Origin of the sequence: [Mycobacterium] fortunisiensis, assembly GCF_019050325.1 — a bacterium.
Classification (GTDB): Bacteria; Actinomycetota; Actinomycetes; order Mycobacteriales; family Mycobacteriaceae; genus Mycobacterium; species Mycobacterium fortunisiensis.
On record NZ_VOMB01000021.1, the window covers coordinates 36,406 to 56,699 of the forward strand.

General features: G+C 66.3%; 20 protein-coding genes and 2 tRNA genes. 10 read left to right on the top strand and 12 right to left on the bottom strand.

Annotated elements, in window-relative coordinates; genetic code table 11:
- The first annotated feature begins 89 nt into the window (after positions 1–89).
- On the top strand, positions 90–863 hold the full coding sequence (locus tag FR943_RS18725; RefSeq protein WP_217159758.1) for an MmpS family transport accessory protein: 774 nt from the start codon (positions 90–92) through the stop codon (positions 861–863).
- Positions 864–872: 9 nt separating this feature from the next.
- Here the strand turns inward: FR943_RS18725 and FR943_RS18730 are convergent, their stop codons facing one another.
- The gene (locus FR943_RS18730; protein WP_217159759.1) at positions 873–2,171 is read right to left on the bottom strand and encodes an MFS transporter; all 1,299 of its coding nucleotides are present in this window, start codon (positions 2,169–2,171) and stop codon (positions 873–875) included.
- A gap of 43 nt (positions 2,172–2,214) precedes the next feature.
- On the opposite strand from FR943_RS18730, the gene cmrA reads away from it, so the two are divergent.
- A complete protein-coding gene (cmrA, locus tag FR943_RS18735) occupies positions 2,215–3,021 on the top strand; it encodes a mycolate reductase (RefSeq protein WP_217159760.1) in 807 nt (268 codons plus the stop codon).
- An 88-nt stretch (positions 3,022–3,109) separates the two neighbouring features.
- Here the strand turns inward: cmrA and FR943_RS18740 are convergent, their stop codons facing one another.
- The gene (locus tag FR943_RS18740; RefSeq protein ID WP_217159761.1) at positions 3,110–4,684 is read right to left on the bottom strand and encodes a helicase HerA-like domain-containing protein; all 1,575 of its coding nucleotides are present in this window, start codon (positions 4,682–4,684) and stop codon (positions 3,110–3,112) included.
- Positions 4,685–4,801: 117 nt separating this feature from the next.
- Between FR943_RS18740 and orn the strand changes: the two genes are divergently transcribed.
- Positions 4,802–5,449, top strand: a complete 648-nt coding sequence (orn, locus tag FR943_RS18745; RefSeq protein ID WP_217159762.1) for an oligoribonuclease — start codon at positions 4,802–4,804, stop codon at positions 5,447–5,449.
- Between the two features lie 41 nt (positions 5,450–5,490).
- Positions 5,491–5,566 (top strand) — tRNA-His (locus FR943_RS18750).
- A gap of 643 nt (positions 5,567–6,209) precedes the next feature.
- Here FR943_RS18750 and FR943_RS18755 read toward each other — a convergent pair.
- A complete protein-coding gene (locus FR943_RS18755; protein WP_217159951.1) occupies positions 6,210–7,706 on the bottom strand; it encodes a PPE family protein in 1,497 nt (498 codons plus the stop codon).
- 32 nt (positions 7,707–7,738) lie between these two features.
- Between FR943_RS18755 and FR943_RS18760 the strand changes: the two genes are divergently transcribed.
- Positions 7,739–7,897 (top strand): hypothetical protein, encoded by a 159-nt coding sequence (locus FR943_RS18760; protein WP_217159763.1) that lies wholly within the window; start codon positions 7,739–7,741, stop codon positions 7,895–7,897.
- 43 nt (positions 7,898–7,940) lie between these two features.
- Here FR943_RS18760 and FR943_RS18765 read toward each other — a convergent pair whose 3' ends face one another.
- Together FR943_RS18765 and FR943_RS18770 are read right to left on the bottom strand one after the other, a co-directional pair.
- Complete coding sequence (locus FR943_RS18765) at positions 7,941–10,958, bottom strand: MMPL/RND family transporter (protein WP_246585124.1); 3,018 nt, start codon at positions 10,956–10,958, stop codon at positions 7,941–7,943.
- Entirely contained in the window at positions 10,955–11,383 is a 429-nt protein-coding gene (locus tag FR943_RS18770; protein WP_308170603.1) for an MmpS family transport accessory protein, read from the bottom strand. The genes FR943_RS18765 and FR943_RS18770 overlap by 4 nt, the downstream gene beginning before the upstream one ends.
- 173 nt (positions 11,384–11,556) lie before the next feature.
- Here FR943_RS18770 and FR943_RS18775 point away from each other — a divergent pair, with 173 nt between their 5' ends.
- Complete coding sequence (locus FR943_RS18775) at positions 11,557–11,955, top strand: DUF7715 family protein (RefSeq protein WP_217159765.1); 399 nt, start codon at positions 11,557–11,559, stop codon at positions 11,953–11,955.
- A gap of 8 nt (positions 11,956–11,963) precedes the next feature.
- Here FR943_RS18775 and FR943_RS18780 read toward each other — a convergent pair whose 3' ends face one another.
- Positions 11,964–12,743: an SDR family oxidoreductase gene (locus tag FR943_RS18780; protein ID WP_217159766.1), complete on the bottom strand. Its 780-nt coding sequence runs from the start codon at positions 12,741–12,743 to the stop codon at positions 11,964–11,966.
- Between the two features lie 141 nt (positions 12,744–12,884).
- Here FR943_RS18780 and FR943_RS18785 point away from each other — a divergent pair, with 141 nt between their 5' ends.
- Together FR943_RS18785 and FR943_RS18790 are read left to right on the top strand one after the other, a co-directional pair.
- Entirely contained in the window at positions 12,885–13,571 is a 687-nt protein-coding gene (locus FR943_RS18785) for a DUF899 domain-containing protein (protein ID WP_217159767.1), read from the top strand.
- The gene (locus tag FR943_RS18790) at positions 13,568–14,038 is read left to right on the top strand and encodes an SRPBCC family protein (RefSeq protein ID WP_217159768.1); all 471 of its coding nucleotides are present in this window, start codon (positions 13,568–13,570) and stop codon (positions 14,036–14,038) included. Before FR943_RS18785 ends, FR943_RS18790 begins: the two co-directional genes overlap by 4 nt.
- A 6-nt stretch (positions 14,039–14,044) precedes the next feature.
- Here the strand turns inward: FR943_RS18790 and FR943_RS18795 are convergent, their stop codons facing one another.
- Positions 14,045–15,247: a L,D-transpeptidase gene (locus FR943_RS18795; RefSeq protein WP_372448192.1), complete on the bottom strand. Its 1,203-nt coding sequence runs from the start codon at positions 15,245–15,247 to the stop codon at positions 14,045–14,047.
- Positions 15,248–15,412: 165 nt separating this feature from the next.
- Here FR943_RS18795 and FR943_RS18800 point away from each other — a divergent pair.
- Positions 15,413–15,488: transfer RNA gene (locus FR943_RS18800), tRNA-Lys, on the top strand.
- Between the two features lie 64 nt (positions 15,489–15,552).
- On the opposite strand, the gene FR943_RS18805 is transcribed toward FR943_RS18800, so the two are convergent.
- Together FR943_RS18805 and FR943_RS18810 are read right to left on the bottom strand one after the other, a co-directional pair.
- Positions 15,553–15,735 (bottom strand): hypothetical protein, encoded by a 183-nt coding sequence (locus tag FR943_RS18805; protein WP_217159770.1) that lies wholly within the window; start codon positions 15,733–15,735, stop codon positions 15,553–15,555.
- A gap of 960 nt (positions 15,736–16,695) precedes the next feature.
- The gene (locus FR943_RS18810) at positions 16,696–16,923 is read right to left on the bottom strand and encodes a DUF3618 domain-containing protein (protein WP_217159771.1); all 228 of its coding nucleotides are present in this window, start codon (positions 16,921–16,923) and stop codon (positions 16,696–16,698) included.
- A gap of 105 nt (positions 16,924–17,028) precedes the next feature.
- Here FR943_RS18810 and bcp point away from each other — a divergent pair, with 105 nt between their 5' ends.
- Positions 17,029–17,502, top strand: a complete 474-nt coding sequence (gene bcp / locus FR943_RS18815; protein WP_217159953.1) for a thioredoxin-dependent thiol peroxidase — start codon at positions 17,029–17,031, stop codon at positions 17,500–17,502.
- 10 nt (positions 17,503–17,512) lie between these two features.
- On the opposite strand, the gene FR943_RS18820 is transcribed toward bcp, so the two are convergent.
- The 3 genes from FR943_RS18820 to acpS are packed head-to-tail and all read right to left on the bottom strand — an operon-like array spanning position 17,513 to position 20,261.
- Complete coding sequence (locus tag FR943_RS18820; protein ID WP_217159772.1) at positions 17,513–18,502, bottom strand: calcium/sodium antiporter; 990 nt, start codon at positions 18,500–18,502, stop codon at positions 17,513–17,515.
- A 6-nt stretch (positions 18,503–18,508) separates the two neighbouring features.
- Positions 18,509–19,837 carry a dipeptidase gene (locus tag FR943_RS18825; RefSeq protein WP_217159773.1) on the bottom strand — a complete coding sequence of 443 codons (1,329 nt, stop codon included), beginning with the start codon at positions 19,835–19,837 and terminating at the stop codon, positions 18,509–18,511.
- A gap of 31 nt (positions 19,838–19,868) precedes the next feature.
- Positions 19,869–20,261 (bottom strand): holo-ACP synthase AcpS, encoded by a 393-nt coding sequence (gene acpS / locus FR943_RS18830; RefSeq protein WP_217159774.1) that lies wholly within the window; start codon positions 20,259–20,261, stop codon positions 19,869–19,871.
- Between the last annotated feature and the right edge of the window lie 33 nt (positions 20,262–20,294).

The following is a 20,294-nucleotide window of genomic DNA, read 5'->3' on the forward strand; positions in this document are numbered from 1 at the left end:
ACACCGACATCTTCCCGCGACAGCGCGCGTGACCTCGGTCGCGGCACACTGAGCATCCGCACAGGTACCCTCGCAGCCATGAGGTGGGCATGACCGATTCACCACGCCGCGACGGGTCCGAAACGACCCAATCGTTCGACAGCGGCTACCCCGTGGACTATCCAGATCCGGCGTACGCGAACCAACCGCAGTACGGCGCGTACCCGGCTGTGCCGCAAACCGGGCCCGCGTCGGTGCCGAACCCCACCCAGCAACTGCCGTCCTATCCGCCCTACGGGTACGACGCGGGCGGCACCGGGCAGTACGGCGCGGGTTCCCCGCCGCCGAACGCGCCGGCCCCACCAGAGCCCGACAACCCCGAACCTCGACTGTGGCTGTGGATCCTGGCCGCCGTCGCCGTCCTGGTGGTGCTGGGCCTGGTCGTCGCGCTGGTGATCGCCAACGGGTCCCGGCAGGAGACCGTGGTGGCACCGCAGCCACCGCTGGCCCCGCAGCCGGGTTTCACCACGTCACCGAGCACCCCCACCACCACCTCGCGGGCCCCGCGGCCCGTCCCGGCCCCCGGCACCGCGCCGCCGACGACGTCGCCCACCGGGCCGACCGAGACCGTCACCTATGAGGTGACCGGCGAGGGACGTGCCATCAACATCACCTACCTGGACACCGGGAACATGCTCCAGACCGAGTTCAACGTGCTGCTGCCGTGGAGCAAGCAGGTCGAGCTGGCCCAGCCGGCGAGTGAGACTGCCAGTGTGAGCGTGGTGAACTTCGGCCCCGAGGTGGCGTGCACCGTGACCGTCGGCGGCGTCCAGACCCAACACCGCACCGGGTCGGGTATCACGATCTGCGTCGGCACCCGCTGAGCCGTCGGCTCAGTGCGCCGGCACGGCGGAACTGGGCTTCCGTGCCGGCACCCGCACGGCCAACATGCCCGCCAGTCCCAGCGCCAGCACCAGTACCAGTCCACCCATCCCGGCCCGGTCGGCGCCGAACACATTGATGAAAATGGAGAACAGCAACGGCGCTAGGGGGGACGCTGCGCGTCCGACGGTGGTGTAGAGCCCGAACGCGACGCCCTCCTTTCCGTCCGCGGTGATCCGCAGCATCAGGGTGCGGGCCGAGGCCAGCGTCGGCCCGATGAACAGACACAGCAACAGGCCGCACACCCAGAAGGCCACCGGTCCTGACAGCACCAGCAAGGCCAGCCCCACCGCGATCAGGGAGACCAGCGATCCGACGATGACGGGCTTGGAACCCAGCCGGTCATCGAGTTGCCCACCGATGACGGCCCCGAGCGCGGCGATCACGCAGGCACTGATCCCGAACAACAGCACGTCTGCCTCGGAGATGCCGTAGACGCTGACCCCCAGCACCGCGCCGAATGTGAAAACCCCGGCCAGCCCATCGCGGAACACCGCGCTGGCCAGCAGGTAGTAGACGACATTGTGGTCGCGTTGCCACTCGCCGCGGATCTCGGACCACAACTTGCGGTAGGCGCCGAAGAAGCCGACCCGCTCAACAGGGGGCGCCTCGGTCACCGGCGGCACCATCACGAACATCGGCAGCGCGAACAACGCGAACCAGACCGCGGTCAGCAGCATCACCGCTCGCACGTTCTGCCCGTCTTCGGTCTGGATGCCCAGCACCCCCCCGTCACCGGCCATGAATCCGACGTAGGCCAGCAGCAACAGCACGACGCTGCCCCCGTAGCCCATCGCCAGGCCGAGCCCGGAGATCCGCCCTGACGTCTCAGGGGTGGACAGCTGTCGCAGCATGGCGTTGTAGGGCACGGTGGCCAGCTCGTTGCAGGCCGCGGTGCACGCCAGCAGGATCAACCCCGGCAGCAGGTAACGGTGGTCGTCGCGGATCAGGCTCATCGCCGCGGTGAACGCCACCGCGGCACCCGTCATCACCGCCAGTACCCGACGCCGCCGCTGCGGCGCGTCGACCCAGATCCCGACGGCGGGCGCCAGCAGAGCCACCGCGAGACCGACGGCGAACATGGCCCAGCCCAGCCAACTGGCCGGCGAGGTGTCGCCGGGCAGGTCCGATCCGACGCCTTTCGTCAGATACACCGAGAACACGAACGTGATCACGATGGCGTTGAGGCCGGTGGCGCCGCAGTCCCACAGTGCCCACGCGAGCACCCTGGCTCGGCCGGGGTTCGTCATGACCGCCACCCTATGGGTTTTGCCTCCTTCTAGGATTGGCGCCATGCCTGTACCCGCACCCAGTCCGGATGCCCGTGCCGTCGTCACCGGCGCGTCGCAGAACATCGGCGAAGCGTTGGCCACCGAACTCGCCGCCCGCGGCCACCACCTGATCATCACCGCGCGACGCGAGGACGTGTTGACGTCGCTGGCGCAGCGGCTCACCGAGCGCTACGGGGTGACCGTCGAGGTCCGTGCCGTCGACCTCACCGATCCGGCGGCCCGCGACGTCCTGTGCGACGAGCTGGCCCAGCGGGAGATCTCGATCCTGTGCGCCAACGCCGGTACGGCCACGTTCGGCCCGGTGATCGATCTGGACCCGGCCGGCGAGAAGGCGCAGGTTCAGCTCAACGTGCTCGGCGTGCACGATCTGGTGCTGGCGGTGCTGCCCGGCATGGTCAAGCGCGGCGCGGGGGGCATCTTGATCTCCGGGTCGGCGGCCGGCAACTCGCCGATCCCCAACAACGCCACCTACGCCGCGTCCAAAGCCTTCGCCAACACCTTCAGCGAATCGCTGCGCGGCGAGCTCAAGGGCGCGGGCGTGCACGTCACGGTGCTGGCGCCGGGCCCGGTGCGCACCGATCTGCCCGACGAGGCCGAGCAGTCCCTGGTGGAGCGGCTGATCCCCGACTTCCTGTGGATCTCAACCGAATACACCGCCAAGCTGTCACTGGACGGCCTGGAGCACAACAAGATGCGGGTGGTTCCGGGCGTGACGTCCAAGGCCATGTCGATCGCCAGCGGGTACGCGCCGCGGGCCATCGTCACCCCGATCGTCGGCGCCGTCTACAAGAAGCTCGGCGGCGGCTAGGAATACGCTCCTTCTCCGCCGAAATGGCATTCCGGCCGCGAAAGTTCGAGTGGCGGCCTGCTGGAATGCCGTTTCGGCGGACCGGGGGCTAGCGGCGCCGGCGGCCGGTGCCGAAGATGCTGCGGGTGATCTCGCGGCCGATCACCGTGCCCGCCGAACGCATCGCGCTCTTGAACGCCGGGCTGGACATCATCTTGTCGAAGAACCCCGGCTCGGCGGGCTCCGCGGGCGCGGGCATCGCCTCGATGTCGCCGGAGGCCTCCACCCCGGCGAAGCCGCCCGGATCCTCCGGCGACGGCGGCGGGGCCAGCTTGGCGGCCAACCGCTCGTAGGCCGAGTCCCGGTCGATCGTCTGACCGTAGGTGGCCTGCAGCGGGCTGGCCTTCGCCGCCGCGGTGATCGCGTCGGTGCCGATGGTGTCCATCAACGACCGCGGTGCCCGCATCCGGGTCCAGGCCACCGGCGTCGGCGCGCCTTTCTCCGACAGCACGGTGACGATGGCCTCACCGATGCCCAGTGACGTCAACGCCTTCTCCAGGTCGTAGACCTCGGTCTTCGGGTAGGTCCGCACGGTCTTGGACAGCGCCTTCTGGTCGTCCGGGGTGAATGCGCGCAACGCGTGCTGCACCCGGGCGCCCAGCTGCGACAGCACGTCGTTGGGCACGTCGGTGGGCAACTGGGTGCAGAAGAACACCCCGACGCCCTTGGACCGGATCAGCTTGACCGTCTGCTCGACCTGCTCCAGGAAGGCCTTGGACGCGTCGTCGAACAGCAGGTGCGCCTCATCGAAGATGAAGACCAGCTTGGGTTTGTCGACGTCGCCGACCTCGGGCAGCGTGGTGAACAGATCGGCCAGCACCCACATCAGGAACGTGGAGAACATCACCGGCCGCGCCGCCTGGGTGCCCAACTCCAGCAGGGTGATGATGCCGCGGCCCTGCGCATCGGTGCGCAGCAGATCCGCGGGCTCCAGCTCGGGCTCGCCGAAGAACGAGTCCGCGCCCTCGGCCTCCAGGTTGACCAGGGCCCGCAGGATGACGCCGGCCGTCGTGGTCGACACCGCACCCAGCGCCTTGAGCTCGGGCTTGCCCTCGTCGCTGGTGAGGAACTGGATCACCGAGCGCAGATCCTTGATATCCAGTAGCGGCAGACCCTTCTGGTCGGCCCAGTGGAAAATCAAGCCCAGGGTGGACTCCTGAGTCGTGTTGAGACCCAACACCTTTGACAGCAGAATCGGGCCGAAGCTGGTGATGGTGGCCCGCACCGGCACCCCGATGCCCTCGGTGCCCAGCGACAGGAACTCCACCGGGAAAGCCGTCGGCGTCCAGCTGTCACCGGTGTCCTTGGCCCGCTGATCGACCTTCTCGTCGGTGGCGCCGGGCTTCGACAACCCCGACAGGTCGCCCTTCACATCGGCCATCACCACCGGGACACCCGCCGCCGACAGCTGCTCGGCGATCACCTGCAGCGTCTTGGTCTTGCCGGTACCGGTGGCGCCGGCGATCAAGCCGTGCCGGTTGACCGTGGCCAACGGGATGCGCACCTGGGCGGCCGGGTCGACGGTGCCGTCCACCACGACCGTGCCCAATTCCAGTGCCTGGCCTTCGACGGCGTAGCCGGCAGCGATCTGCTGCGCGGGGGTGGCTGTCGATTCGGTGGTCATGCGGCGGTCCTCCCGTTATTCACGAACGAGCTAATCGGGGTTCGACACTACTTGCCGAGCGGCACGCGCGGTGGGTGTGACGGCTCATATTCGGCCATAGGAATACTGTGGATCTTCGTGCGAGACGAACTGGTATGGATCGACTGCGAGATGACCGGCCTCGACCTGAAGGCCGATCGTCTGATCGAGATCGCGGTGCTGGTCACCGACGCAGACCTGAACATCCTGGGCGACGGCCTCGACGTGGTGATCCACGCCGACGACGATGCCCTGTCAAACATGGTTGACGTCGTCAAACAGATGCATGCCCGCTCGGGTTTGACCGAGGAGGTGCGCCGATCCACCGTCGACGTGGCCACCGCCGAGGACATGGTGCTCGAATACATCCGCACCCACGTCAAACAGGCCAAGGCCGCCCCCCTGGCCGGCAACTCGATCGCCACCGACCGCGGCTTCATCGCCCGCGACATGCCCAAACTCGATGATTACCTGCACTACCGGATGATCGACGTCAGCTCGATCAAGGAACTGTGCCGGCGCTGGTACCCGCGGATCTACTTCGGCCAGCCCGCCAAGGGGCTCGCGCACCGCGCGCTGGCCGACATCCACGAGTCGATCCGCGAACTGAAGTACTACCGCTCGACCGCGTTCGTCGCTCAACCTGGGCCGTCTACCAGCGATATTGCCGCCATCGCGGCCGAGCTCGGCGCGCCGGAGGGCGACGCACCCGAAACCGATTCGGCCGAAGAGCCCCCGAGCAGTTAGTATCTACGAGCCGCATACGCTCCAAAGGCTGCGCGGCGATGGTGGCTGTAGTTCAGTTGGTAGAGCACCAGGTTGTGATCCTGGCTGTCGCGGGTTCGAGTCCCGTCAGCCACCCCAACTGAAACATCGCCCCACCTGCAAATGCGCGGGTGGGGCGATGTTCGTTTCGGAGGACAGGGGCGGTGTGGCGATCAACCAGCCACCACTGCTGCTATTGGGTGGGCGCGCAACCTTCGATCAGGGTGTCGCGAGAGTCCAGACGGGAGTTTCTGTGCCGCTGCTCCTAACACACCAAACCAAGTAGTCGTTGTCGATCGTGCTAATCGGAAGTCGCCGTCTGTCCCAGGCGGCCCGCAGCTCGAACCCATCACCACCGTTTCATAGTTCCCGTTGAGCGGTGTCCATTGGGTTGTTCTCCCCGTTGGGCTGGTGCCGACTATCGAGCAGATCATCTCGCCCGCTGCGCTGGGCACGATCTTGTTCGTATCGGCGCACGGCGTTCCTGCGACGGGAGCTTCCGCATGTGTCACCGAAGCGGTAAGGGGCGGCAGCAGCGCCAGCGCAATGGCGGCTACCGCAATACGTGTAACAACACGTCCGACACCTCGGTCCACCATTCACCCCCTGGTCCGGCTTGATTATCAGCCCTGTAGGCGGACACTGCCGACGTTTACCGAAACCCGTACCCTCGCCCCCATGCGCGGATCAGCGACGCTGCACATCAACGCCACTCCGTGAGCCGGCGCGGCACCGGCCTCGCTCAGTCCTTCGAGTCGGCATCCCACGTCGACGGCAACAGCGGCACCGCCGGGCCGTCACCGAATTCGGCTGCGTCCAATGTCGTCAATCCAGTCGTCGTGGCATCCGCCTTGTGCTGCACGCCCGTGAAGCCCAGCGGTCCCGCACCGCGGACCGACGCCGTCGGCTCCGGCGGATCGGTTTGGCTGCCCACATCTGCGTCCACATCCATGTCCAGGTATTCGTCACCGTGGCCACGGTCCTGCACCCTGGCGCGGCGGCGGCGTCGGGCGCGCGCCTCGCGGGCTTGTTGGCCGGCCCCGACGGGGGCTATATCGGGCGCAGCAGCCTTCTTCTTGGCGACGGCCGCCGCGCCGGCGGTCGCCGCAGATGGGACGCCGACGCCCGGCGAGCCGATCAGGTAGGGCGGGAAGAATCCCGGTCCCGGCGCAGGCGGGGCGGGCGGTGCCGCCGAAGCGGTGACGGTCGCGGTCGCCGACGCACCGGGTACGGGTGCCGCGGGGGCCGACGGCGCGCCCGGTGCGGTTGCGCCGCCGGGCACCGTCGAGGCTCCCCCGGCCGCCGACCAGGACTCGGGCTCCGCGCCGGCCGGAATCTCGGCGATACCCGGTGCGACCGGCGTGATGACGGCCAGGCCGGCGACCGCCCACCCAACGTTGGCGATCACCAGGCTCAACGCGGGCTGGATCAGAGCCGGGGACAACTGGACGACCACCTGCAGCAGCTGTGAAGCGTGGAAAGCCATGTCGGCCAGCACCATCGGCAGATTGGTCAGCAGGGCCGCAGGATCGTTCAGCAGGTTGTCGATCAACAGCGCGATGTTCTCCGCCTGTTCGTGGCCGACTTCCACCCACCACCGCGGATCCAGCGGGCTCAGGTCTCCGTGCGATCCGTGGTCGTGATCGTCGTCCCCGTGTTCGTGCTCGTGATCGTGGTCGTCATGTTCGTGGTCGTGCTCGTCGTCGTGATCGTGCTCGCTGTGCAGGATCGGCGGGGCCACCGGGGTGGACGGCGCGGATGCCACCGCGGCCTCGGACACCCCGTGGTAGATGTCCATGGTGGTGGCGGCCTGGATCCACATCCGCACGTAGTCGGCCTCGTTCACGGCGATCGGAATGGTGTTGATACCAAAGAAATTCGTGGATGCCAGCACTGCCTGCCTGGCATGGTTGGCGGCTAACTCGGCCAGCGTGGGCATCGTGGCCAGGGCCCCGGTATGGGCCGCGGCAGCGGTTTCCTGCCCGGTGGCGATCGCCGCGCTGTCGGCACCGGCCTGGTACAGCCACGTCAGGTAGGGAGCATGCGCGGCGACATACTGTTCGGCGCTGGGGCCCTGCCATGCACCGGCCTGTACCGAGCCGAGCAGTGTCGCGAGTTCGTCTGCCACTGCGGCATATTCGACGCTCAACGACGACCAGGCCCCGGCGGCGGCCAACATCGGCCCTGAACCCGGACCGCTGCTCAGCAGCGCCGAATGCACCTCCGGCGGCGAGGCCATCCATATCGCGGCCACGAGGCAACCTCCACCTGATGAGCGATCCAATCACTATTGGACATGATTATCATTATCAGGCGATCGGTGAGATTGCAACCTGCGAACAGTTCCCCGTGGATCGCGTCAGCGATGACGATGCGACATACGCTCGCGGAATACACTGCGGCACCATGCATTTGACCCCCTCCGATTGATCCACCAATCAGAGGGGGCCAGCGCTGCAATGACCCGGGTCGGTTAACCCGCGGGCCGCGGAATCTGCTCGGTCGGCCCGTCAGGGTCGGTGCCCGACCCGCCGGGCCGATCCTCGCGGGTGCCCAACAGCGCGCGCACCAGCGGCCGTGGCCCGTAGGGGCGCAGCATGGTGCTGGCCGGACGGGGCCGCACGATGTGCGGCCACCAGAACCAGCGGCCCAACAGGGCCGCGATCGACGGGGTCATCAGGGACCGGACGATGAGCGTGTCGAACAGCAGCCCGATACCAATCGTGCTGCCGGCCTGACCGATCGACCTCAGGTCGCTGGCCACCATCGACATCATCGTGAACGCGAACACCAGGCCCGCAGCCGTGACCACCCCACCGGTGCCGCCCATCGACCGGATGATGCCGGTCTTGAGGCCTGCGCCGATCTCCTCCTGGAACCTCGAGACCAGTAGCAGGTTGTAATCACTACCGACCGCGAGCAGGACGATCACGCCGAACACCGGGGTGATCCAGTTCAGATCCAGCCCCAGCAGGTGCTGCCACACAAGCACCGAGAGCCCGAATGCCGCACCCAGTGACAACAGCACCGTGCCGACGATCACCACCGCCGCCACCAGCGAGCGGATGATGACGAGCATCACGATGAAAATCAGTGTCACCGCTGCCAATCCGACCAGCAGGATGTCGTACTTCGCCCCGCTTTGGATGTCGTTGTAGATCGCGGCGGTGCCGGTCAGGTAGAACTTCGCGTCGGCCAACGGGGTGCCCTTGACCGCGTGGCGGGCCGTCTCCAGTTCCGGCTTGACCGCCTTGATCCCCTCGGGCGTCGCCGGATCCTCGTCGAGGGTCACGAAGAACCGGGCCGATTTGCCGTCGGGCGACAGGAAGATCTTCAACCCGCGCTGGAAATCCGGATTGTCGAACGCTTCGGGCGGCAGATAGAAGAAGTCGTCGTTCTTCGACGAGTCGAACGCCTGCCCCATGGCGGTCGCCGTCTCGGTCATCCGGTCCATCTGCTTGACCATCCCCGCGAAGCTGCTGTGGATGGTCTGCAGGGTGCCCTGCATGGTCTTGGCCACCGTGATCATCGCCGGGAATTCCCCCACCATCTGCTTCATGGTGGTGACCATCTCGTTCATCGCGTTGGCGACCTTGGGCATCGTGGTGTCCATGTTGCCCACGTCGGCAACCAGGGAATCCATGTGGTCGGTGAACGTGTCCACGCCGTCAAGGGCGTCGAACGCCGACCGGGTCGACAAGCACACCGGGATGTTGTCACAGTGCGGTTCCCAGGACAGGTAGTTGCGCACCGGACGCCAGAAGTCGTCGAAATCGGCGATGTGGTCGCGCATCTCCTTCAGGGTGTCCCGCATCGTGCCCATATCGGCGGTCATGGTGTGGGTGATCTCGCTCATGTCGGCGGTACTACCGCCCATGTCGCCGGCGGAGCCGGTCATCTTGGTCATCAGCGCCTGCATGCGCTCCATGGAGCCGACCATCGTGCCGAGATCATCGCTCATCGTCAGCATGTCGCCCATGCGGTCCTTCATGAACTGCAGGTTCGCGGCGATCGGGACCGACTGCATGCTGATCTGGAACGGGATCGAGCTGTGCTCGATCGGACCGCCCAGCGGTCGCGTAATGCTTTGCACGCGAGCGATTCCCGGCAACCGGAAGATCTCCTTGGCGATCCGGTCCAAGATGATCATGTCGCTGGGATTGCGCATGTCGTGATCGGCTTCGATCATCAAGATGTCCGGGTTCAGCCGGGCAGCCGAAAAATGCTTCTCCGCAGCGTCATAGCCCACATTGGACGGCACGCTGGACGGGATGTAGTAGCGGTCGTTATAGCTGATCTTCATCGTCGGCATGATCGCGATACCGATCAGCACGGCCACCAGCGACGCGACGAGCACGGCTCCGGGCCAGCGCACGTTCGCCGTCCCGATTCGCCGCCACCGGCGGTTCTTGATCTTGCCTTTGGGTTCCAGCAGACCGAACCGGGTCCCCACCGCCACGACGGCCGGACCCATCGTCATCGCTCCGGCGATGACGATCAGCATGCCCAGCGCGGACGGCAGACCCAGCGTGCTGAAGTAGTCCAACCGGGCCAGATGCAGACAGGCGGTGGCGCCGGCAATCGTCAACCCCGACCCGACGATGACGTGGGAGGTGCCACGAACCATCGTGTAATACGCGGTTTCCGAATCTTCGCCGGCCTGACGCGCTTCCTGGTACCGGCCGATCAGGAAGATCGCGTAATCGGTACCCGCCGCGATCGCCAGCGACGAGAGCAGCGCCACCACGAACGTCGAGAAGCCCAACAGACCGTGGTCACCCAGCAGGGCGACGACGCCGCGGGCGGTGCCCATTTCCACGCCGACCATGGACAGCGCGAGAAGTGTTGTGCTGATCGATCGGTAGGTGAGCAACAGCATGATGATGATGACCACACCGGTGACACCCATCATCTTGAACATGCTCTTGTCGGCGGCCTCGGTCATGTCCGCGGTCAATGCCGCCGGCCCGGTGACATAGGCCCTGATCCCTGCCGGAGGCGCGTGCTCGGCGACGATCTCGCGGACCGCGTCGACGGAGCGGATCCCCTCGGTGCTGCCCTGATTGCCCGCGACGTTCAACTGCAGGTAAGCGGCTTTGCCGTCGCCGCTCTGGACCCCGCCCGCGGTGACCAGATCACCCCAGAGGTCCTGGACGTGCTGAATGTGCTCGGTATCGTCCCTGAGCCGCTGGACCAGTCCGGCGTAGTACTCGCGGGCGTCCTTGCCGAGTTCCTCGTCGCCTTCCAAGACGATCATGACGATGCTGTCGGAATCGGATTCCCCGAAATTCGCGCCGATCTGTTTGGCTGCGATCACCCCCGGTGCGTCGTCCGGCGACATCGACACGGCATGCTCGCGGGCGACGGCCTCGATCTGCGGCACGAAGACGTTCGTCACGATCGTGATGCCCACCCAGAACACGATGATCGGCACCGCCAGGGCCCGCATCGTGCGCATCAGCTTTGACGGCGGCTTTCCGGTGGCGCTCATGCTGCCTTCACCAGACAGAAGGTTTGTGCGTCATGACCTTTGGCGGTCTGCTCGTCCTTGACCACACCGTTGACGGTGATACGGCACCCGATGGTGTCCGCATCGCCCTGGGCGATGACCTGGGCGATGACGGACGGGATGGTCGTGGTCAGTGTCTGCGTCCAGGGCAGCGAGGTGAACGGCGCGTCGAACGACTTGGCGTTCTCGTCGAGGTAGCTGATCTTGCCCACCGCGTCCGCGGGGCCGAAGACCTCGTACGTCACCTTCTTCACGTTGACGGACACGATCGCCTCGGTCTTCTCCGGTTCGGCGAAAATCTCGTCCGAGCCGAACATGCCGCGTAGTTGCATCACCCCCACGGCACCGAGCAGCGCCGCCACCAGGACGAGCAACAGCACCCACGTGCGTTTCAGGACGACGAGCACAATCAGCCCCCTTCGATAGGTCCCAACCCCGAGGATAATACCCCATGGGGTATTCGATCCATACGCATCCAGCCGGAGGGCACTCCGTGATGACATGACGTCCACCGCACGACGGCGGCTTGGTACCGTGCTCGAAGGCCGACGATCACGACCGGCGGGGCAGGGGGAAGAATATGAAAGTCCTTGTGGCCAAACGGCCTTCACGACCTTTTGCCGCCGCCGACCGCTGGTCGGCCACCGCCGGTGAGGTCGTCGTGGCACCGCTGGTCTGTGATGACGCCGCATGTGGGTGCGACATCGTGCACCAGGGCATCACCTCGCACGGCTACTCGACGATGGCGGCCGTCGGGGAAATCAGCACACCGCCGGACAACTTGATCGCCGCCTGCCGAACACACCTGGCGGCCAGTCCGTGGGCGGGCGTGGTCAACGAACCCGCCGAACTGGACCTCATCGCTTCCGACCTCATCACCGATATGTGTGAGGTGGCCGCGCGACACCCGGTCGGGACGCTACTGCGGATGACGTTCGACCGACACCGCGGCGGCTGGGACTACCAGCCGCTGAATTGAACCGCGGGTTACTCCCCGGCGTCGGTGCGCGCTGCGCCCTTCCTGATCCGGGGTGCCAGCTGCACGATCTCGGGCACCACGGTCGGGTTCTCGTACGCGGTGGTCACCAGCGACACCAGTGTGTTGGCGACGTCGCGCAGTGCCGACATCCGGGCCGGCAGCGCACCCTGTTCCACCCAGGTCTTGAGCAACTGGTCCAGCAGGTCGCGGTCGGCGCCGCGCAGGATCTCGGTGTCCTCGGTGGGACCGACACCGACCCGCAAGAGGGACAGTTCCGGATGCTCGATACGCCAGGAATGCATGATTTCGTCGAGGGCGGCCTTGCTCGCACTGTAGGCAGCCACCCCGGCGCGGGGCCGGCCCACGTCGTAGCTCGAGGCCACCAGCACCACACCGTTTTCGGACAGCCGGGGCGCGGCAGCGCGCAACACGTTGTTGGCGCCCACGGTGTTCACGCTGAACGCATGCAGCCAGGTGGCCACATCGGTGTCCTCGATGTAGGCGAACGGGATCACCGTACTGGTGAACACCACGGCGTCCAGCCCGCCCAGCGCGTCAGCCGCCTCGTTGACGACGCGGTTGATGGCCGCGTAGTCCTCGACGTCGAGTTCGAACCCGTGCCCGTCGATGGCGTCCGCCAGGGATTTCAGCAGGTCAATGCGGCGCGCCGCCACCGCGACCTTGGCGCCGCGTTCGGTGGCACTGACCGCAACAGCGTGGCCGATGCCCGACGAGGCACCGACGACGAGGAGACGCAGTCCGGCTGCATCGGCTCGTTGACCGCTCATTCTGGATCAACCTCCCTGGTTCATCGCTAGGTGTTAGGTCACCCTTCGCTCGTCGGACATTACCGCGTGCGATGAGTTCCGGGCGCGCGGTGGGTCCACTTGAGAGAACGAGATTCTCCGAACAGCGATCAGGAGCCCATCATGACGACAGGAAAGCCCCCGGTAGTCGACCAGCAGACCTGGCGCACCGCTCTCGATGACCTACGACGCCGGGAGAAGGCCGCGACCAGGGAACTGGACGCGATCGCGGCTGCACGACGGCAGCTGCCGATGGTGGAGTTGCCCGACTACACGCTCATCGCGGCCGACGGCCCGATACGGCTGGCCGACGTGTTCGCCGGGCGCACGCAATTGATCACCTACCACCACATGTGGACCGACGGTGCCGACTGGCAGTGCGGCGGCTGCACGGGGTTCACGTCCCAGTTCACCCGGCTGGATTTCCTCGACAACTACGACGCCCGCTTCGTCATCGTCACCAACGCGCCCATCGAGGAGGCCTTGGCCTACCGCCGCAAGGTCGGCAACGCCATGGAGTGGTACTCGTCCTCGCAGAGTTCATTCGGCGCCGACGTCGACGCGGCGCCCAACGGCGGCTTCGCGGTCAACGTCTTCTTCCGCGACGGGGATACCGTCTATCGCACCTGGCACACCAACGGCCGTGGCACCGAACAGCTCAGCCACACCTTCGCCCTGATCGACGTACTGCCCTACGGCCGACAAGAGGATTGGCTGGATTCACCCGACGGATGGCCGTCGCGGCCGACATACTCGGGCTGGCTGGACAGCCCCGATATCGCCCGTCTGTACGGAAAGGCCGACGCATGACCGCCGATCAGCGCTACGTCGTCACCCGCACCATTCCCGCGTCGCCGTCGGAGGTGTTCGCCGTGCTGGCCGACCCGGCCCGGCACCGCGACACCGAGCCCGGCGACTGGGTGCGCGACGCGATCGACCCCGAGCCGATCACCGCAGCGGGCCAGATCTTCGCGGTCAACATGTTCCTGCCGCAGGCCGGCGGCCACTATGTCATGCACAACCTGGTAACCGTCTTCGAAAAGGACCGGGCCATCGCCTGGCTGCCCGGCCAACTCGACGACGCCGGCCACCATGCCGCCGGCGGTTGGTCCTGGTGCTACGACCTGTCCCCCGACGACGGCCAGACGGACGTCACCCTCACCTACGACTGGACCGACACCCCGCAGAGCTTCCGCGATCAGATCGGTGGCATGCCACCGTTCGGCTCCGACTTTCTCACTGAATCACTTGCGGCGCTGGAAAGTTCAATCAGCTAGCCGACATCAGAGGCTGGCATTGCCGGTGCGCCACTGTTCCCAGGGAATGTTCCAGTCCCCCAGCCCCTCGGTGCCGGGCAATACCGAACCGACGGTGTTGACCACCTCGACGATGTCGCCGCGCTTGGTGTTCTCGTAGAACCAGCGGGCATTCGCGGTGCTGACATTCAGACACCCGTGGCTGACATTGCTGTAGCCCTGGCTACCCACCGACCACGGTGCACCGTGCACGTAGATACCGCTGTAGGACATCTGGGTGGCGAAGTCGACCTCGGTGCGATAACCGTTGGGCGAGTTGACCGGGACCCCGTAGGTCGACGAATCCATCACCAGGTGGTCGAAGCGGTCACCGATGATGTAGACCCCGTTGTTGGTCGGAGAACTGTTCTTGCCCATCGAGATCGGCATCGCCTTGACGACGTCACCGTTACGCCGGACGGTCAGCGTCTTGGTGTTGTCGTCGGCGGTGGCGATCACCTCGTCGCCGATGGTGAAGCGGGTCTTGGCATTGCCCTGGCCGAACAAGCCGTCCCCCAACTCGACACCGTGGGTGTTCACGGTGACCTCCACCGAGGTGCCGGGCTTCCAGTATCGGGCTGGGCGCCAACGCACTTCGCGGTTGTTGAGCCAGTAGAACGCGCCCTCGACCGGCGGGGTGGTCTTGACGGTGATGGCGCGCTGAGCCGCCAACCGATCGGTGATGTTCTCGTCGAAACGCACGGCCACCGGCTGCCCGACCCCGACCACTTCTCCGTTGTTGGGCAGCACATAGGGCATCGTCAGATTGGCCGGCGAATGGGTTTCGAACCGCAGCCTGCGATTGGCGACACCACCGAGGCCCAGCGACTGCGCGTTGAGGGTGTATTGCTCGTTGTAGTCGAGCGGGTCGGTGCTCGACCAGGTGAGCCCATCGGCACTGAGCTTCCCGGCGACAGCGGCACCGTCTTCATCGGTCATGGACACGGCGCCGAGAACACCGTTTTCCGCACTGACCGTGACGGGCGCACCGATGGTGACCCCGACCGCCCCGTCGGTGACCGAGGCCTTGACCCTGGGCACCAACAAGTCACCGTATGGCGTGCCCTTGTCGGTGATCGACGGCGGCGGCCCCTGCGGCTCCGACCCCCCGCAGGCCGTCAGGCCCAACATCAATGCGGGGACCAGGGCAACGGCCACCCGCCGGAAGAGATTCCGGCGAGGATGCATCATCAGCTGCATCTCCCCCATTGTTCACCTGCCCCTCACCCGACCAACAGCAAATTATTGGCGACAGTCTAAGGGCTGCCGGGGATTCCCGCGCGCGAGTAAGCCCCGCAGCACCCGCCACCAGCGGATTTCACTGTTGAGTGAATGTCCTGTTATTGTCTCTCACGCGCGCCGTTAGCTCAGTTGGTAGAGCAGCTGACTCTTAATCAGCGGGTCCGGGGTTCGAAACCCTGACGGCGCACCAACCAAAAACCCTGCCTCGGCAGGGTTTTTGCGTTTCGGCGAGAGACCGCCCCGGCTTCGGTGCGCTATCTGGCCCGATATCCCTCCGCCAGCCGGTCGGCAATACTCGACTCGGCTTCCTCCAGCAGCATCTCCACCGCCCCGGCGAGATGCGCGGCCGCGTAACCGCGGTCCCGGTATTGCTCGCTCTTGAAGCGATCGAGTTCCCGGCGTAGATCGCCGAGGGTTTCATCGCTCACATGCGCCATATGGCTACCTCCAGTCGGTGTGACCAAAGCCCACATCGCCATCCGGAGGTTCGACCTGGGCCATCGGGTGTTGTCAGCGAATCCCGGCGATACAACCGTCGGGGTCAACTGCACCGGAGAACGCGCATGCAGCCATCCTGGCAAACGGCAAAAAAGTTAGCTGCAACGCGATACCCCCTTGTCACACGATTGTCACGTGTTGCGGCCAGGACCAAGATCCAGGCTCGCCTCCCCAATCCTGACGTGAGGTCGACCTTAGCTGTACACCTATGCAGTAGCAACCGATTCGTCCAGAAAGAGCCGTTCTGCCCATGCAATGCAGTGGTTTTCGCAGCGGGGGCCACCGTGCCGTCGAGTTGCGCAGCACCCGTGCGTGTACCAGAGAAACCGGAGTTTGCCAATCGTTACTCCCATGGCACACCCGCCCGGGCCACCGGCGGCGTCGCCCGCAGCCCGATGACCTCAGCAAACTGGCTGCGAACGCGGCGCCACCGGGCCCGGGCCGCCCCGGCCGACACCCAGGCGACGGAATACCTTTGCGGAGAGTTGGCGCGACAAGCCTGCAACAACGACTTCAACCGACAGCGGAGAATGTGCTGACGATCGGCGCGTACGATCGTCAAGCCCGATCAGACGTCGCATGTTGACGTGATCGTAAGTTACTGCATAGAATGCAGAGTCGGCTGCTTTTGCAGTTCAGACGCCTAAACCATGCTAATCTGAACGTTAGCTGACTCGATGCGACTCAGCACAGCGTGGCGACAACGCCAAGATAAGAGGCATTAGCTGATGACTACCGCAGGGGGCGTCGACCCCACGGCTGCATCCACCTCAGCGTTCGTTGCTGCAGATCAACCCGTCATGGTGCACAGCTGCAGCCGCCTCGGGCGCGTCGCCAACCCACCGAGTTTCTCGTTGGCGGACTGGCTCCTGCTCCGTCGCCGATAACCCGCCGACGACTCAGCGGTTCTTGATTCGTCTGACGACGACGAACACCACCAGCGCACCCGCACCGGCCAGCGATGCCGCCACCGCCGGCTTCTTGACGAACCCGATGACCGCGGACTTGACGTCATCGGCCAACCGCTGCGGATTGGCCCGCTCGGCCAGGGAGTCGACAGTCAGTGCCAGTTGATCGCGCGCCTGATCGATGTCGCGCTTGATGCTGTCCGGGTCCCGGTTCGCCACTGTTTGCTCCTCCAAGCCGCTCCACGTCGTGCTGCCCTGCCGCACTACCCTAGATCAGCCGGCCCCGTGACGACGGAACCGGTCGACGAGAAGGGATACCCACGCATGCCGCCAACCCCGCGCCTGGAGGTGGGAGACACCGCCCCGGCTTTCAGCCTGCCCGACGCCGACGGCAACACCGTCAAGCTGTCCGACTACAAGGGCCGCAAGGTCATCGTGTACTTCTACCCGGCTGCATCCACCCCGGGCTGCACCAAGCAGGCATGCGATTTCCGCGACAGTCTCGCCGAACTCAACGAGGCCGGACTCGACGTCGTGGGCATCTCCCCCGACAAGCCCGAGAAGCTGGCCAAGTTCCGTGACAAGGAAGGCCTCACCTTCCCGTTGCTGTCCGACCCCGCCCGAGAGGTGCTCACGGCCTGGGGTGCGTTCGGCGAAAAGACCATGTACGGCAAGACAGTTCAGGGCGTGATCCGCTCGACCTTCCTCGTCGACGAAACGGGCAAGATCGCCGTCGCACAGTACAACGTGCGGGCCACCGGCCACGTCGCCAAATTGCGCCGCGACCTTTCGGTCTGAACACGTCCCGTCAAGCCTGGAAGCTCACAAGGAAAACCAGGTAGCCGAGGTAGGCCGCGACCATCGCGGCCCCCTCGGCCCGGTGCACCCGCCGGCCCGAGATGAAGATCGGGATGCAGACCAGGCTGGCGGCAACCATGATCGGAATGTCGATCCACACCAGGTTGTGCGTCAGCCCCAGCCCGTGGGCGGGCACCAAGCACGTGATACCCAGGATCAGCAGGATGTTGTAGACGCTGCTGCCGAGCAGGTTTCCCACCGCGATGTCGCGCTCGCCGCGCACCGTGGAAATGAGCGTCGTCACCAATTCCGGTGCCGAGGTGCCGATCGCCACGATGGTGAGGCCGATCAGAGCGTCCGACACTCCCCACTCTCGCGCGATCCCGACCGCGCCGTCGACCAGCCACTCCGCGCCGACTATCACCACCGCGATCCCGGCGAGGGTCGCGGCGAGGTGCTGAAGTGTGCTGGTGCCAACCTGTTTCGTCGCCTCCCCAGCCTGCTGTGTGGGCGGGAAGGCGTGGGCGTAAGCGTCGAGGGTGACCGGGCTCTCGCGTCGGGACATGCGGATCAGCATCACGCTGTAGCCGATGGCGCAGCAGACCAGAATGAGCCCGTCCAGCCGCGACAGCTCGCCATTGACGGCGAGTATCCACAGCAGCACCGCCGCCCCGGCCATCACCGGCAGGTCCAGGCGCAGGGTGCGTTGCTCGATTGCCAGCGGGCGCATCAGCGCGCTGAGACCGAGGATGAACATGATGTTGACGACGTTGGTTCCGGCGATGTTGCCCACCGCCAGTTGGCCGCTGCCTTCCAGCGCGGCGGTCACACCGACGGCGAGCTCGGGCAGGCTGGTGCCGATCGACACCACCGTCAGGCCGATCAGCATCGGACTGAGGCCCAGCCGTGGCGCCAGCGCCGCACCGCCGCGAACCATCACCTCGGCACCGATCGCCAAGGCGACCAGCCCGACGATGAACCAGCCGACGCTGCCCGTCATCGATGGCTAGCGGGCGAGCTTTTCGAGCAGCAGCGCCTCAGCTGTCGCCGCTTTCTGCAAGACCCCCAGATGCAGGCTTTCGTTGATGCTGTGGGCTTGGGTGCCGGGGTCCTCGACGCCGGTCACCAGGATCGTCGCGGCCGGGAACGCCTCGGCGAATTCGGCGATGAACGGGATCGATCCGCCCATACCCATGTCCACCGGGTCGGTGCCCCAGGCAGTCCGGAACGCCGAACGTGCGGCGTCGTACACCGGGCCGGAGGCATCGATGGCGTAGGGCTGACCGACGTCGCCCGGTGTGACGGTGACCTGGGCACCCCAGGGCACCTGATCTTCGAGGTGCCGGGTCAAGGCCTCCAGATGCGCGTGAGCGTCGCCGCCGGGGGCCACCCGCATGCTGATCTTGGCGCTGGCGCGTGGGATCAGGGTGTTCGACGACTTGTCGATGGGTGTGGTGTCGATGCCGATGACGGTGATCGCCGGCTTGGCCCACATGCGTTGCACCACTGAGCCGGAACCGATTTCGGACACCCCGTCGAGCAGACCCGACTCTTGGCGCACCCAGTCTGGGCCGCGGTCGACGTCGGCCGCCGTCGCCTCGTGCAGACCGGCGACCGCGACATTGCCGTCGTCGTCGTGCAGGCCGGCCAGCAGCCGCACCAGCACGCTCAGCGCGTCCGGCACCACCCCACCCCACAGGCCCGAGTGCAGCCCGTGGTCCAGGGTCGCCACCTCGACCACGCAGTCGGCCAGCCCGCGCAGTGTGACCGTGAGCGACGGGATCTCGGTGCTCCAGTTGTCCGAGTCGGCGATGACGATGACGTCGGCCGCCAGGGCCTCCTTGTGCGCGGCCAACAGTGCGCCCAGAGAGGGCGACCCGGATTCCTCCTCGCCTTCGACGAACACCGTCACACCCACCGGCGGTTTGCCGTCAAAGGCCCGGACGGCCGCGAGATGGGTTGCGATACCGGCCTTGTCGTCGGCGGTGCCGCGGCCGTAGAGCCGGCCGTCGCGTTCGGTGGGTTCGAACGGTGCGGAATCCCATTGGGCCGGATTGCCTTCGGGCTGCACGTCGTGGTGGGCGTACAGCAGCACGGTGGGTGCGCCGGCGGGCGCCGGGTAATGCGCGATGACGGCTGGGGCGCCGCCTTCGCTGACGATGCGGACCTCGGGAAAGCCCGCGTCCGACAAGAGCTTTGCGACGGCCTCGGCGCTGCGCTGCACTTCGTCGCGGCGGGCCGGGTCGGCCCATACCGATTGGATGCGGACCAGGTCCTCCAGGTCGGCTCGTACCGACGGCAACACCTGCTGTACCCGCTGCACGACATCAGTCATGGTGTCGACACTAGCCGCACTGTCGAGAGAGCTAGAGCTCCTCGATGATCGCCACCGCGGCGGCGGTGTCGGCCTCGTGGGTGAGCGAGACGTGGATGGTCACGCTCTCCAGGTGCTTGGCGATCTCGCCGGACAGCCGCACCTTGGGCCGCCCCCACATGTCGGTGACCACCTCGATGTCGCGGTGGATCCCCTCCGGCAGGGCCGGCCGCTTGGAGAACCGTGAGCCCGACCAGGCCTTGATCACGGCCTCTTTGGCCGCCCACCGAGCCGCCAGGTGCCGGGCCGCCGACGAACTCTTATCGGCGGCGTCCCGGCGCTCACCTGGCGTGAACGTCTCGGCGAACACCGTTCCCGGTCGGTCCACCTGCTCGGCGAAATCAGGTATGGAAACCAGATCGATGCCTACGCCCACAATCGCCATGGAGCCGAACCTAGCTCACCGCTGTCCGCACCC

What these genes read in the sequence shown, in the direction of transcription:
- FR943_RS18725 (WP_217159758.1), top strand. Translation starts at nt 90, where the DNA reads ATGACCGATTCACCACGCCGCGACGGGTCCGAAACGACCCAATCGTTC.
- FR943_RS18730 (WP_217159759.1), bottom strand. Translation starts at nt 2,171, where the DNA reads ATGACGAACCCCGGCCGAGCCAGGGTGCTCGCGTGGGCACTGTGGGAC.
- cmrA (WP_217159760.1), top strand. Translation starts at nt 2,215, where the DNA reads ATGCCTGTACCCGCACCCAGTCCGGATGCCCGTGCCGTCGTCACCGGC.
- FR943_RS18740 (WP_217159761.1), bottom strand. Translation starts at nt 4,684, where the DNA reads ATGACCACCGAATCGACAGCCACCCCCGCGCAGCAGATCGCTGCCGGC.
- FR943_RS18755 (WP_217159951.1), bottom strand. Translation starts at nt 7,706, where the DNA reads ATGGCCTCGCCGCCGGAGGTGCATTCGGCGCTGCTGAGCAGCGGTCCG.
- FR943_RS18760 (WP_217159763.1), top strand. Translation starts at nt 7,739, where the DNA reads ATGAGCGATCCAATCACTATTGGACATGATTATCATTATCAGGCGATC.
- FR943_RS18765 (WP_246585124.1), bottom strand. Translation starts at nt 10,958, where the DNA reads ATGAGCGCCACCGGAAAGCCGCCGTCAAAGCTGATGCGCACGATGCGG.
- FR943_RS18775 (WP_217159765.1), top strand. Translation starts at nt 11,557, where the DNA reads ATGAAAGTCCTTGTGGCCAAACGGCCTTCACGACCTTTTGCCGCCGCC.
- FR943_RS18780 (WP_217159766.1), bottom strand. Translation starts at nt 12,743, where the DNA reads ATGAGCGGTCAACGAGCCGATGCAGCCGGACTGCGTCTCCTCGTCGTC.
- FR943_RS18785 (WP_217159767.1), top strand. Translation starts at nt 12,885, where the DNA reads ATGACGACAGGAAAGCCCCCGGTAGTCGACCAGCAGACCTGGCGCACC.
- FR943_RS18790 (WP_217159768.1), top strand. Translation starts at nt 13,568, where the DNA reads ATGACCGCCGATCAGCGCTACGTCGTCACCCGCACCATTCCCGCGTCG.
- FR943_RS18795 (WP_372448192.1), bottom strand. Translation starts at nt 15,247, where the DNA reads ATGATGCATCCTCGCCGGAATCTCTTCCGGCGGGTGGCCGTTGCCCTG.
- FR943_RS18805 (WP_217159770.1), bottom strand. Translation starts at nt 15,735, where the DNA reads ATGGCGCATGTGAGCGATGAAACCCTCGGCGATCTACGCCGGGAACTC.
- bcp (WP_217159953.1), top strand. Translation starts at nt 17,029, where the DNA reads ATGCCGCCAACCCCGCGCCTGGAGGTGGGAGACACCGCCCCGGCTTTC.
- FR943_RS18820 (WP_217159772.1), bottom strand. Translation starts at nt 18,502, where the DNA reads ATGACGGGCAGCGTCGGCTGGTTCATCGTCGGGCTGGTCGCCTTGGCG.
- FR943_RS18825 (WP_217159773.1), bottom strand. Translation starts at nt 19,837, where the DNA reads ATGACTGATGTCGTGCAGCGGGTACAGCAGGTGTTGCCGTCGGTACGA.
- acpS (WP_217159774.1), bottom strand. Translation starts at nt 20,261, where the DNA reads ATGGCGATTGTGGGCGTAGGCATCGATCTGGTTTCCATACCTGATTTC.